The organism is Nonomuraea sp. NPDC049419, assembly GCF_040676995.1.
Taxonomy (GTDB): Bacteria; Actinomycetota; Actinomycetes; order Streptosporangiales; family Streptosporangiaceae; genus Nonomuraea; species Nonomuraea salmonea.
In genome coordinates, this window is record NZ_JBFAQB010000003.1 from 443,950 (window position 1) to 456,996 (window position 13,047).

Sequence of the window (13,047 nt, forward strand, 5' to 3'; positions counted from 1 at the left end):
GCGCTACTCTCTCTTGTACCTTTTGCGGATGCGCGGGTCCCACCACGCCAGTGCCAGGTCGCTGATCACGGTGCCGATCACGGTCAGCGTGCTGAGGATCAGCACGAAGCTGCCGACGAGATACATGTCCTGGTTCATCACGCCGCTGAGCAGCAGCGGGCCGCCGGTCGGCAGGCTCATGACGACCGAGACGATCGTCTCGCCGCCGATCAGGCCGGGCAGCAGCCAGCCCACGGTGCTGAAGAACGGGCTGAGCGACATCCGCACCGGATACCGCAGCAGCAGCTTCCACTCCGGCAGGCCCTTGGCCCTGGCGGTGACGACGTACGGGCGGTAGAGCTCGTCCAGCAGGTTCGCCCTGGTCACCCGGATCATGCCGGCGGTGCCCGACACCCCGATGACGACGATCGGCACCCACAGGTGGCTCGCCAGGTCGAGCACCTTGCCGAGGTTCCATGCGGCGTCCTGGAACTCCGGCGAGAACAGGCCGCCCACGCTCTGCCCGAAGAAGCGGAACCCGATGTACATCAGGACCAGCGCGAGCATGAACTCCGGCACCGCCATCCCGATGAAGCCGAGGAAGGAGAAGCCGTAGTCGCCCCAGGAGTACTGGCGGACCGCGCTGTAGATGCCGATGGGGAACGCGATCGCCCAGACCATGAGCAGCGAGCTGAGCGACAGGATCGCCGACAGCGCGATGCGCTCGCCGATGAGCGTGGACACCGGCTGGTTCCAGGCAAACGATTGACCGAAGTCACCGTGCAGGACGATGGCGGAGATCCACTGCCAGTACTGCACGAGCAGGGGGTCGTCGAGGCCGTACCGCTGCCGCAGGTTGGCGATCTCCGCCGGAGTGATGCCCTCGCCGCCCGCCTGCGCGTTGGCCACGAGGGTCGAGACGTAGTCGCCCGGCGGCAGGTTGATGATGACGAACGTGACGATCGAGATCGCCCACAGCGTCACCACCACGTAGACCAGGCGGCGCCCGAAGTAGCCCAGCACGCCGGCCCCTCAGAGGGAGTACTGCTCGGGCTGCGTCGGCCCGGGGTTCACGGCCGTGTTCGCCATCGCGTCGGGCACGTTCTTGAACGCGGTGCCGACGATGCCGTACTCGTTCGGGTACGAGCTGACGCCGATCGCGTAGAACTGCTCCTTGGCCACCCGCACCACCTCCTTGGCGTGTTCCAGCGCCTTGGTGAAGTCGGGCTCGGTGCGCATCTCGGTGAACTTCTCCAGCTGCGCGCGCACCTCGGCCGGCGGCTCGTCGCCGCTCTTGCCCTTGCTGCCGTACCACTGCGCCCAGCGGATGGCGTAACGCGCGCTGCCGGAGTTGCTCGGCACGTAGTAGTGGTCGCCGCCGGTGCCGGTGATCACGTCGAAGTCGCTGCACGTGTACGTCGAGCACTGCGGCTGGTTGCCCATCGAGCGCTCGGTGAAGAGCGTGGCCGCGACCGGATCGACGCGCAGCCCGACGCCGACCGCCTCCCAGCCCTTCTTGACGAACTCCAGCGCCTCGACGTGATGCGGGAACTCCGTGGAGGCCATGACGGTGACGATCAGCGGCTTGCCGTCGGGGCCGAGCCGTCGGCCGTCGGCGTCCTTCTCGGTCAGGCCGGCCTTGTCCAGGTGCTCACCCGCCTTGGCGACGTCGTACTCGGTGTACTGCTTGGCGAAGCCGGCGTCGTAGAGCGCGTTGTTCTTCGACGGCGCGCCCTGCCACGGCTCGCCCTGGCCGGCGTACACGCCGTCGATGATCTCCTGCCGGTTGATCGCGTACGACAGCCCGATCCTGAAGTCCTTCTTCCTGAACAGCTCGCGCAGGCCGTCGTCCTTGATCGTCTGGTTGAACTGCAGGATCATCGTGTTGCTCAGCCGGCTCGGCACGTCGAACAGCCGGTACTTCCCCTTGGCCGCGTTCTGGGCGACCAGCGGCTTGTTCTCCGGCGTGTTGAAGTTGTACAGCTGCAGGCCGAGCTCGCCATTCATGATCTTCAGCAGCTCGACCTCGACGTCGCCGAGCACCTCCGCCCTGAACCGGTCGATGTACGGGAGTTGCCGCCCCTGCTCGTCGACCTTCCAGTAGTACGGGTTCCGCTCCGCCACGACCGCCGTGCCGCGCCCCACGGGGTTCGTGATCTTCCACGGGTGCAAGGTCGGCATGTCGGCGTTGTGTGCGACGTCGTTCTTGTTCATGAACAACTGGGTCCAGTCCTCCAGCTGCTCCTCCTTGGCCAGCTTGTCGGCGTCCGGGTTGTACTTCTTGTGGAACTGCTTCAGGTAGTGCTTGGGCAGCAGGAACCCGGCCGCGCCACCGCGCTCGAACGTCGAGACCGCGATCTGGAACAGCAGGCCCGCCTTCGGCTCCTTGTAGGTGTAGGTGACCGTCCGCTCGTCCACCTTCTCCACCTTGACCAGCTCGTCCGTGCTGCCGTTCTCCAGGTAGAGGTCGTAGACGCCGGTCGTGTGCAGATCCTTGTAGACGGCCACGTCCTCGAAGGCGAACAGCAGGTCGTCGGCCGTGCACGGCTCGCCGTCCGACCACTTCAGGCCCTCGCGCAGCTTGAAGACGTACACCCGGCCGTCGTCCCTGACCTCGAACTCGGCCACGTTCGGGATGATGTCGTCCGGGCCCTTCTGGCCGTTGGTGCCGGCCTTGAGCCTGACCAGGGGCTCGTAGCCGAGCGAGTAATACAGCCAGTCGAAGTCGTCCTCGCCGACGATCGCCGAGGTCCACGTGCCGCCGTATGCGCCGGCCTCCTTCAGCGGGGTGACGACCACCGGGTTCTTCGGCAGGCGCTGCTCCAGCGGGGGCAGCTTGCCGGCCTTGACCAGCTCGGCCAGCGCAGGCGCCTCCTTGGCCGCCGGGTCGGCGGCCGCCGCGGGTCCCGCGCCGCCCGTGTCGGGGCTGGTGTCGAAGAAGCCGCAGCCACCGGCCGTGGCCAGCAGCAGCAGCCCGCCGCCGCCGCGGAGCAGGCTCCTCCGCGTGAACACGTGCTCTGTCATCGGTGCTCCGTTCCGGGGGTCTAACGATTGACCTTGACCTGGCTGAAGGTCGCGGTGATGTAGGGGTGGACGCCGTTGGCCTCCTGGTTGCCGTCCACGGCGAGGCCGACGTAGAAGCGGCTGGTGCGCATCACGATGCGCTCGTAGCCGATGCGGTCCCAGTTGAGCGAGTTGTCCGACAGGAACGCCTCGAACTCCAGGTCGGAGCCGGTCGCCAGGCTCCGGCAGACCAGGCGCAGCCAGTACGGCTTCTCGCTCAGCGCGTCGGACCACAACCCGACGCTCGGCCGGCGGCCGTGCGAGGCGACCCTGATCGCCTTGGCGCGCCGCCCCGAGCCGTCCTCGCCGCTGGCCGAGTAGCCGATGCCGGCCATCATGAACGGCGAGTTCGGCTCCAGGTCCTGCCGGACCATGATCCCGGCCACCGCGTCCACGTGGTTCTTGCTGACGCCGTCGACGCGGGCGGTGATCTCCAGCACCTCGCCGCGCCTGCTGAAGCCGACCGCCTTGTAGGCGAAGTGGAAGGAGTCGTTCCAGCCGGCGATCCTGCCGGAGCCCTTCATCGTGAACACGCCGTCCTTGAGCGCCGTGTTGCCGGGGATGGGCACCTGGCCGATGTCCTTGACCTGCCAGCCGGTGTGCGTCCTGGTGCGGTTGACGTGGATCGGCACCAGCGAGGAGGTGGTCGCCGTGCCGGTGCTGTCGGTGGCCCTGGCGGTCAGGCAGTAGCTGCCGTCCTTCACGCCGTCCCACGTCACCCGGTACGGCGCGGCCGTGGCCTCGCCGATCTTCGTGGCGCCGTGGAAGAACTCGACCTTCGCGATGGAGGCCCCGTCGAGTGCCGTGGCGTCGGCGGTGATCGTGACGCTCTGCTCGTCCTTGGCCGCGGCGAACACCTCGTCGATCGCGGGAGAGGTGATGGCCACCTCGGGGTTGCGGGCGCCGGCCCGCTCGATGGAGTTGAGGTAGCGCTCCAGGTTCGTGTACCCGTCGGGGCCGATCGCCTGCGCGTCGGCGGGGTCGGCCGGGTCGAGGCCGTGCGCGCTCTCCCACGCGTCCGGGATGCCGTCGTGGTCGCCGTCGGCGGGCGCGGGCACCTCACCGGGTAAGGGGAGGAAGCCGCCCACGTCCTTCTGCGAGTCGATGTGCCGTCCCGTGCCGGTGCGCGCCTCATTGACCAGCCGCGCGTCGATGGCGTCCCGGCGCGGCAGGGTGGCGCCGGCCTGCTCCAGGACGCTCGCGAACGCCTGCTGAGGGGTCTGCTCGGTGATGCCTTCGGCGAACTCCACCGGCCTCGGCAGCAGCGTGACGCCGCCGATCGGGAACGTGATGCCCTTGCCGTTGTCGGCCGTGACGTCGGCGTGGCCCTCGATGACGTTGCCGCTGACGTGCCACTGGCCGAACCGCCCGGGGGCGACGATCTCCCTGGCGATCGCGGGCAGCGTGTTGGGGCCCGGCTTGTAGTAGTTGCCCACCAGGTTGATGCCGTTGGACCACTCGCCGCCGTAGCAGGACGTGATGCCGGGGTTGTAGATCACGTTGTTGCGGTGGTCCACCAGCAGCGCCATGCCCTCCTCGAAGCTGAAGCGCGGGTTGCGGGCGTTCTGGTGGATGAGCAGGTTGTGGTGGTACGTGATCGTGTCGCCGCCCCACAGGCCGCCCATGCCGTGCCGGCCCTTGTCGTGCACCGAGTTCGTCAGGCCCTCGGAGATGATGCACCACTGCACGGTCACGTTGGTGTTGCCGTAGACGGAGCAGCACTCGTCCACGCCCCAGCTGAACGAGCAGTGGTCGATGATGAGGTCGCGCACGCCCCGCGCGCTGAACGTGTCGATCGGGGTGCCCAACTCGTCGCCGCCGCGGAAGCGCAGGTGGCGCAGGATGATGTTGTCGCCCTTGATCTGCGTCTCGTTGCCGGTGACGGTGATGCCGTGGCCGGGTGCGGTCTGGCCGGCGATCGTCAGGTTCGAGCCGGTGACGTCGAGGCCGCCCTTGAGCTTGATGGTGCCGGCCACCCGGAACACGATCGTGCCGTCCGACTTGGCGGCCGCCTCGCGCAGCGAGCCAGGCCCGTCGTCGTCCAGGGTGGTCACCTCGTACACCGCGCCGCCCCGGCCGCCGGTCACGTACCTGCCCGCGCCCTCCGCCCCCGGGAAGGCGGGCGCCTTCTCGGCGAGCGCGTCATCGGCGGAGGCCGTCGCCGGCGGGCTGGGCGTCGGGGTGGGGGCCGCCGCCGCGGCCTGACCCGCTGTCGTCCCCCAGGCCACGGCGGGCGTGGCGAGGGCCGCCGAGCGCATGAAAGCGCGGCGGCCGAATCCTGACCTCAGGGGGTCGAAGCCAAGGGCCTCGGTCATCGAAACGCTCTCTTTCCGCCCTGGAAATAGGCAGGGCCGTGCCGCTGAATCGGCACACTCCGGACCACCCTGTAGTGGGTGAGAATTTTTATTCAGCCATGAATGGAGTGGATTCATCACATCGTGAACGACGCCGATGTGACTGTCAAGAGTCGTTTCCCTGCTGGTCAACTTTCGCGCGTGCGCCGGGGAACGCGACAAAGGCCGCCGCGCATGGCGCGACGGCCGTCGAAGGGAAAGGGGGCACAGGGCCCTGGGCGGATCACGGCCGCCGCGAGCGGCGGCGCCAGGCTCCGGCGGCCCGGTCCTCGTGCGGGGCGGGGGTCAGCCGTTGAGGAGCTCCTCGGCGACACCGACGTCCGTGATGAGGGTGTTGACCCAGCCGCCCTTCAGCGCGGCCCTGATCGCGGCCGTCTTTCGGCGGCCGCCCGCGATCGCGATGCGGCGCGGCACCCGCCGCAGGTCGGCGGCCGGGATGCCGAGGATGCGCTCCTCCAGCGGCGAGTCGATCAGCCGGCCCTCCGCGTCGAAGAAGCGCAGGCACACGTCGCCCACCGCGCCGAGCCCGCGCAGCGCCTCCAGCTCGTCCTCGGAGATCGCGTTGCCGCTCTCCCGCAGCAGCGGCGACGGGTTGAGGCTGCCGATGCCCACCAGCACCGTGGTGAGCCGCGACCACGCCTCGACCACCTGGCGCACCACGTCGTCGTCCGACAGCGCCTGCCGCGCCACCGGCGAGCCCACCAGCCCTGGAGCGGGCAGGAAGACCGGCTCGGCGCCCGTCAGGTCGGCGAGGTGGGCGGCCAGCCGGGTCGCCTGCACCTGCGCGGAGCCCTTGCCGACGCCACCGATCAGCTGCACGACCTCCTCCGCCACCCGCACGGGACGGCGCTGCATCGCCTCGACCGTGGCCAGCAGGCTCGCACTCCATGAGGAGATGCCGAGGTGCTCGCCGCCGATCAGCGTGGCGTCGAGGTGGGTAGCCCCCGCCGAGCCCAGCGCGGCCACCACGTCGTGGTTCTCGCCCGCCGCGTCGACGACGATGATCTGCTCCACGCCGTATTTGCGCTCGAGGTCCTCCTCCAGCAGCGCGTGCACCCCGGACGGCACCACGACCACCGTGCGCACGATGCCGAGCTCCGCCGCCTCCTTGAGCAGCCGCGACACCCGGGGCTGCGAGATGCGCAGCTGGGCGGCGATCTGCGGCTGGCGTACGCCGTGCTCGTGGTAGAGGCGGGCGACGCGGACGAGCAGCCGCATGCGCTCGGACTCCGCGCCGAGCCGCCGGCCGCCGAACCTCACCTCGCCCGAGCGGCCCTTGTCGAACCCACTGTCAGCTCCCACGATCGCTGGCCTCCGCTTCGGCTCCGCCGCTCCTGCTGGTCCGGTGGCGAGCCCGGGCCACTGCCGAGTGCCATTGTGCTAGCACGCGGCGCCGTCCGCACACCGTCAGCACGGGCGCGTGCCGCCGGCCATGCAGCCGGTGCTCATCGGCCCTCCGTGAAGGCGCGGATCTTGGCGAAGAAGTCCTCGTGGATGAACCGGGCGTCGATGCTGTCGTACGTGCGGATCGGCCGGTTGGCGGCCGAGAAGTCGTAGCTTCCGTCGTAGCGGAAGGCCGGCGCCGGCCGCTCGACCCAGGTGCCGCAGTCGGGGTGCAGCATCAGGCCGACCGCGGGGGAGTCGCCGAGCACCCGGAACTCGATGGAGCCGCCGTGCTCGCGCTCGTTCCACTCGACGAGCTGGCGTACGAGGTAGTCGCCGATCTCCCCGTACGGCGCGACCTTGGCGTCCAGCTCGGCGTAGCTCACGGCGGTCATCCGGTACGTCGGCGCGGGCACCTGCCAGACCCGCAGCGCCGAGGAGAACACCACGTTGGCCGCCGCGATGTCGTTGGACAGGTTGAACTCGGGCCGCCCGTCCTGGGGGCCGCGCCCGTCGTAACCGCCGCCGCCGATCCAGACGACGGTGAGGTCCCGCTCGGCGATGCGCGGCTCCATGAGCAGGGCGGCCGCCATGTCGGTCAGCGGGCCGAGGAAGGCGACGTAGAGGGGCTCCTCCACGTCGCGCATGGCCTCCTCGACGATCAGCTCGGCCCCTGGCGAGGGCACGGGGGTGCGGGCGTCGGGCAGCGCGTACGGCGCCCCGTCCGCCACCCGCACCTGCCCGTCGAGCTTCATCAGCCGCAGCAGCAGCTCGATCTCCGCGCGGCTCTCCTCCAGGCTGTGCCGGGTGCGCCGGTTGCCGAAATGCGCGGGGATCAGGCCCCTGATGTCGAAGCTCGGGGAGAGCAGGGCGTGCACGACGGCGAATTGGTCGTCCGCCTCGTTCTTCGCATCGGTGTCGATGATGACGCGGCGCCGGTGGGAAAAGGTCCTGCCCGCCATGCGGCCCTCCAGAATGGCCGTGGTGAATATCTATTCGATAATGTATCTATATTCTGATATTAGGTTGTGACATTTGCGCTGTCAAGATCCCAGAGGATGACGGAAAGCGCGTACGGCGAGATCGTGTGATCGCCGTGGCTGCCGTCCTCCAGCAGATCCCAGCGGCCCCGCTCCGGCCTGCCGCCCGCCAGCAGCCGCACCCGGTCGCGCACCGGCGCCTGGTAGACCCGGTGGCTGACCCCGTTGAAGCAGCAGTCGTCGAACCTGTTGAGAATCTGCAGCTGGCCCCGGTCCTCGCCGACGGACGCCATCACGTACATCTGCAGATAGTCGTCCGCCGTGCCCGCCGTGATCGAGGAGTAGAAGCCGGGGAACGACGCCTTCGTCTGCTCCCAGTCGCCCACCGTCGGGCTGGGCTTGGGGGAGGCGGGGCGCAGGAAGAACGGCAGCGAGCCGGCCACCGGGTAACTGTGCTTGACGCGCGGGTCGAGCGCGGCGTACACGGTGGTCGTCCAGCCGCCGCCCGACAGGCCCAGCATCTCGACCGAGGCGGGGCGGTAGGTCGCCTCCGCGTGGTTGAGCGTGACGACCAGCGGCTCCAGGAAGAACGTCAGCGTCGAGAACGTCTCGCTCTCCCACGGCACCAGCTCCCGGTGCGACGGCGGCGGCAGCATCGTGCCCGGGTTCGCCGGGTCCTCGATCAGCTGGCCGCCGTTCCAGTGATGGAAGGGCATCGCGTACGCCATCACGCGGTAGCCCCGGTCCAGCAGGGCCTGCACGGTGCGGAGCATCGTGTCGAGCGGCTCGCCGTGGCCGTTGTGGTAGAGCGCCAGGCGGCGGTTCCAGGGCTTGCGGGGCCGCAGGTCGTACACCTTGGCGTTGATGCCGTAGCGCAGGGGGACGGTCAGCAGGTCGATCCCGCGGACGCCGGTGAGCGGGGCGAAGTCGGGGGCGCTCACGCCCTTCTCGACCTCCGGCCGTCCCTGCGGCAGGCCGGCGCCCTTCCAGATGAAGCCGATCATCTGCCGGCGCCTGGTCTCGATGTCGTCCGGCCGGTCGATGCCGATGAGCGGCTCGATGTCCACGCCTGCCGCGGCGGTGGGCAGCGTCTTGTACTCGGGGCCGAACCGGGCGGCCACCTCCTCGTTCACCGGCGCCACCGGCCGCGCCTCGGCAGGCCGCCCCGGCGTCGCTTGAACCTGCGCCGTGCCGCCTCCCGTGCGGGCCGCCGCCGCGGCCGGGCCCGCCGCGGCCAACGCGAGGCCGATGCTGCCGAGCGCGCCGCCCAGGAGCCCGCGCCGGCTCGCGCGGCCGTCGGATCGCGCGCGGCCCTGCTCACCGCGCAGTGCGGCGGGCCGGCCGCCGGGTTGCTGCGGGTCCGTTGCGCTGTGGTCCGTCATCGCGTCTTGGTCCGTCATCGGGTCTTGGTCCGTCATCGGGTCGCTCCCTTGGCCTGGGGGTCCCAGCCGTCCAGGACGAACGCCGGGTCGCGCCACCGCTCCGCCTCCTCGGGCGTGAGCTGCCGGGAGCAGGCCAGCCGCTGCGAGGTGTCGATGGGGTTGCCGGCCAGGTCGGAGCTGCCGTACTCCCACATCCGGGCCGTCTGGGCCCGCGCGCAGTCGTCCGGGTCGATCTGCCAGCCGACCGGCGCCACGTGCGCGTCCATCTTCGTGTCGATGAACACGGCCTGGCTGTGCGTGAAGCGCCACACGGCGGTGCGGCCGAGCACCACCGACGCGTCCGGCACCCCGGGCGCCCTGGTCAGCTTCGTCCGCACGAAGACGTAGCCGGGGCGCGTCTCGTCGCTGCGGCTCTGCGAGATGTAGCCGCGGTCGGTCGACTCCAGCACCGAGTCCTGGATGAACACCGTGCCCGTGCCCCACACGAAGTCGGTGTCGCCGCTGATCCTGCTGTCGGTGACGAAGCCCTTGCCCTGCAGCCGCAGCGTGTCCTGGAAGCTGACCAGGTGCACCCGGTCCAGCACGATCCTGTCGTTGTTGCCGCGGAACGCCTCGGCCTGCGAGCCGCCGTCGGGGGTGGTGTTGTGCACGGTGAGCCCGGTCAGCCGGAAGTCGGCCGCGTCCACGCCGAACGTCTGCCGCCAGCAGTTGTGCAGGTCGGAGGTGTCGAGCACGCGGCGCGGGCACACGTCGGCGGGGCCGCCGTCGCTCAGCGCCTTGTCGCCGTTGCGCAGGTCGTTGTTGGGGTACTGGATCACCGTGCGGCCGGGGCCCGCGCCCTTGACGGTGAGGTGCGGGCGGTCCTCGCGGACGTAGACGATCTCGGTGTAGACGCCGGGCCTGACGTCGATGGTCACCGGCCGGTCGTTGCCGAGCGGCACCGCGTCGATGGCGCCCTGCACGGTGCAGAAGTCGCCGTTCCCCTTGGCGGAGACGGTCAGCCTGCGCTGGTCGTGCGGCCGGCGCTTGGCGGTGGTGAAGCGCCAGCGCGCGGCGTCGTGGCCGGGGAAGACGCCGGCGTCGACGGTGACGGTGTACGTGCTGCCGTGGTCGAGGTGGTGGTGCGGGTAGACGGTGGCGGTGTTCCCGTCCACCATGATCGACTCGTACGAGAAGTCGTGCGGCAGCCCCGTGTCCGAGACCGCCTGGCCGACGTTCTTCCTGTCGTCCTTCGCCTTGGCCGCCTCGATGCGGTCGGCGAGCGTGCCGTCCGCCGCGCGGATCTCGATCGCCCCCGACGTGCCCAGCTCGACGGGCTCGGGGAACGTGATGGTCAGTGGTGCGTCCACGCAGGTCGCGCCCGCCCGGCCGGGCACCGAGAAGCGGGGGCCCGCCTCGGCCGCCGCGGCGGGGACGGCGCCTAAGACGAGTGCGGTGACGGCGGCGAGAACCGGGATCGATGCCTTCACATTCGGCCCTTCTATGCACGAATGGATAGTTGGCTGTGAATATATATGTAGACCGTCTGGCATCCAAGGTCAAGGGCTGTGAGACCTTGTCCGTTCCCGCGCGCCCATGGCACGATGGCGGCCATCGTTCCGAGTGACACGTGTAGACTCGCCCACGGGCGACCGTGGGAATCCCCCTCGTTGACGAGGGGGAGGATGTCGACATCCAGTGGCAGTCGTCCGGCCGCTGCTCATCGGCACCGACACCGCCCACCAGCTCGGCCCGATCGCGCCGGCCAACCTGCGCGGCCAGTTCACATCGACTACGGCCAGCTCCTCGCCGGCTCCGTCGTCCTGACCGTCATCCCGCTGCTGATCATTCTGCGGTTCCAGCGGCACTTCACGCAGTCCATCGCCACCACCGGGCTCACGTGGCTCTCGAGAAAGGTCACCATGGCACCCTCGTCCAGGAGCGTCATCTTCGACACCGACATCGGCAGCGACGTGGACGACGCGCTCGCGCTCGCCGTGCTGCTCGGCTCGCCCGAGGTGGACCTGATCGGCTGCACCACCGTCTACGGCGACACACTCCTGCGGGCCCGCCTCGCCAAGCGGCTGGCCGGCCTGGCCGGTCGCACCTTGCCCGTGGTGGCCGGCGCCGCCGAGACGCTGAGCGGGCGGCCCGTGTGGTGGGCGGGGCACGAAGGGCGGCTGTTCCCCGACCTCGGCACCGAGCAGGTGGACGAAGGGGACGCGGTGGCGTACCTCGTGGACCGGGTCACCGCCGCGCCCGGCCAGGTGGACGTCGTGGCGGTCGGCCCGCTCACCGACATCGCCCACGCCGTCGCCGCGTCACCCGCCTTCGCCCGCGACGTCCGCCACCTGTGGATCATGGGCGGCCGCTTCGACGGCCCCGAGCCCGAGCACAACTTCACGTGCGACGCCGAGGCCGCGGCCATCGTCTTCGGCTCCGGCGCGCCCATCACCGTCACCGGCCTAGAGATCACCACGACCGTCCGGATGGATGCCGCCGACGTGGCCGCCATCGCCGGAGCCGGGCCGCTGGGGGAGACGCTCAAGGCGGAGATCGAGCAGTGGTGGCGGTTCTGGAACGAGGAGTGGAACTGCCCGCACGACCCGATCACCGTCCTGACGATGCTGGTGCCCGACCTGTTCGGCTTCAGCCCGGAAGGCCACGTCACCATCGGCCCGGACGGCTCCAGCACCTTCACCCCGGGCGACGGCCGCACCCGCATCACCACCTCGGCCCCACCGGACCGCGTCGCCCAGGAGATCGTCCGGCGCATCGTGGCAGCCGCGACGTGACGGCGGGGCCGCGGGACGGCGGGTGACGGCCGGGGCCGGATCCGGCCCCGGCCGTCAGCGGATGAGGTGGGGCTCCGGGCAGCCGCAGGAGCCGCGAGTCACCAGGCTCGCCGAGAAGATCTTGGTGACCGGCTCGGCGGCTTCCTCGATCGCGCCGACCAGGGTCTCGGTGGCGTGTCGTGCCATCTCGTCTATCGGCTGGCTGATCGTGGTCAGCCCCGGCACCGTGTACGCCGCCTCCCGCGCCCCGTCGAACCCGGCCACCGCGACGTCGTCCGGCACCCGCAGCCCGAGATCGGCCGCGGCCCGCATGGCCCCGATGGCCTGGTCGTCGGTGGACGCGAACAACGCCGTCGGCCGCTCGGGCCGGGACAGCAGCCGCAGCGCCGTGTCGTACCCGCCCTCCAGGCTCAGCTCCCCCTCGGCGACGAGCGCATCGGCGTCCGCCTGGGCGCCGGCCTCGTGGAGGGCGCGGCGCCACCCGTCGGCCCGCAGCCCGACGGGAGTGACGCCGAGCGGCCCGGCGACGTACCCGATGCGGCGGTGGCCGTGCGCGATGAGATGCCGGGTGGCCTGGTAGCCGCCCTCCTCGTCGTCCACCGCGAGCCGGGAGAAATGCGCCGGCGCCTCATGGTCGATCGTCACCACGGGCACGCCCCGCAACTCGGCCGCCCGTTCGACCGAGACGGGCACCCGCATCAGCACCAGCCCATCGACCCGCCGCTCCATGAACCGCCGCACATACCCCTCGGCCCGCTCAGGATCCTCGGCCGAGTTGCCCAGCAACACGGAGTACCCCCGCTGCCAGGCCACCTCCTCGCAGGCCCGGGTGAACTGCCCGAAGAACGGACTGGTGCCCCCGGCACTGTCGGACGCGATCACCCCGATGGTCCACGTACGCCGCGACCGCAACGACCTGGCCACCGCATTGGGCCGATATCCGAGCTGCTCGACCGCCGCGAGCACCCGCTGCCTCGCCGCCTCGGAGACAGGCTTGGGCCCGTTGTTGATCACATAGCTGACCACGGCCGGCGAGGTGCCCGCCAGACGCGCCACATCATTGCGCGTCACCATACGCGTCCCACCTCGGCTCTCACGCCCCCAGCTTACGATCCGAGCCCCTCACCCGGCC

At 70.4% G+C, this 13,047-nt stretch carries 10 protein-coding genes; 2 read left to right on the forward strand and 8 right to left on the reverse strand.

Features of this window, described 5'->3' with window-relative positions; all coding sequences use genetic code 11:
* Positions 1-3 precede the first annotated feature (3 nt).
* From AB0K12_RS12030 to AB0K12_RS12060, 7 genes are all read right to left on the reverse strand, one after another.
* Positions 4-1,002 carry an ABC transporter permease gene (locus AB0K12_RS12030; RefSeq protein ID WP_364558786.1) on the reverse strand — a complete coding sequence of 333 codons (999 nt, stop codon included), beginning with the start codon at positions 1,000-1,002 and terminating at the stop codon, positions 4-6.
* A 9-nt stretch (positions 1,003-1,011) separates the two neighbouring features.
* The gene (locus AB0K12_RS12035; protein WP_364558789.1) at positions 1,012-3,003 is read right to left on the reverse strand and encodes an ABC transporter substrate-binding protein; all 1,992 of its coding nucleotides are present in this window, start codon (positions 3,001-3,003) and stop codon (positions 1,012-1,014) included.
* Between the two features lie 20 nt (positions 3,004-3,023).
* Positions 3,024-5,357, reverse strand: coding sequence for an Ig-like domain-containing protein (locus tag AB0K12_RS12040; protein ID WP_364558792.1), 2,334 nt, complete (start codon positions 5,355-5,357; stop codon positions 3,024-3,026).
* Positions 5,358-5,681: 324 nt separating this feature from the next.
* Positions 5,682-6,698, reverse strand: a complete 1,017-nt coding sequence (locus AB0K12_RS12045; RefSeq protein ID WP_364558795.1) for a sugar-binding transcriptional regulator — start codon at positions 6,696-6,698, stop codon at positions 5,682-5,684.
* A gap of 143 nt (positions 6,699-6,841) precedes the next feature.
* Positions 6,842-7,741 carry a nucleoside hydrolase gene (locus AB0K12_RS12050; RefSeq protein ID WP_364558798.1) on the reverse strand — a complete coding sequence of 300 codons (900 nt, stop codon included), beginning with the start codon at positions 7,739-7,741 and terminating at the stop codon, positions 6,842-6,844.
* 59 nt (positions 7,742-7,800) lie between these two features.
* Complete coding sequence (locus AB0K12_RS12055) at positions 7,801-9,177, reverse strand: hypothetical protein (RefSeq protein WP_364558801.1); 1,377 nt, start codon at positions 9,175-9,177, stop codon at positions 7,801-7,803.
* Complete coding sequence (locus AB0K12_RS12060) at positions 9,174-10,610, reverse strand: pectinesterase family protein (protein WP_364558803.1); 1,437 nt, start codon at positions 10,608-10,610, stop codon at positions 9,174-9,176. Before AB0K12_RS12060 ends, AB0K12_RS12055 begins: the two co-directional genes overlap by 4 nt.
* A gap of 208 nt (positions 10,611-10,818) precedes the next feature.
* On the opposite strand from AB0K12_RS12060, the gene AB0K12_RS12065 reads away from it, so the two are divergent.
* Both AB0K12_RS12065 and AB0K12_RS12070 read left to right on the forward strand, forming a co-directional pair.
* On the forward strand, positions 10,819-10,947 hold the full coding sequence (locus AB0K12_RS12065) for a hypothetical protein (protein WP_364558806.1): 129 nt from the start codon (positions 10,819-10,821) through the stop codon (positions 10,945-10,947).
* A gap of 95 nt (positions 10,948-11,042) precedes the next feature.
* A complete protein-coding gene (locus AB0K12_RS12070; protein ID WP_364558808.1) occupies positions 11,043-11,915 on the forward strand; it encodes a nucleoside hydrolase in 873 nt (290 codons plus the stop codon).
* Between the two features lie 54 nt (positions 11,916-11,969).
* Here AB0K12_RS12070 and AB0K12_RS12075 read toward each other — a convergent pair whose 3' ends face one another.
* Positions 11,970-12,989, reverse strand: coding sequence for a LacI family DNA-binding transcriptional regulator (locus AB0K12_RS12075; protein ID WP_364558810.1), 1,020 nt, complete (start codon positions 12,987-12,989; stop codon positions 11,970-11,972).
* Between the last annotated feature and the right edge of the window lie 58 nt (positions 12,990-13,047).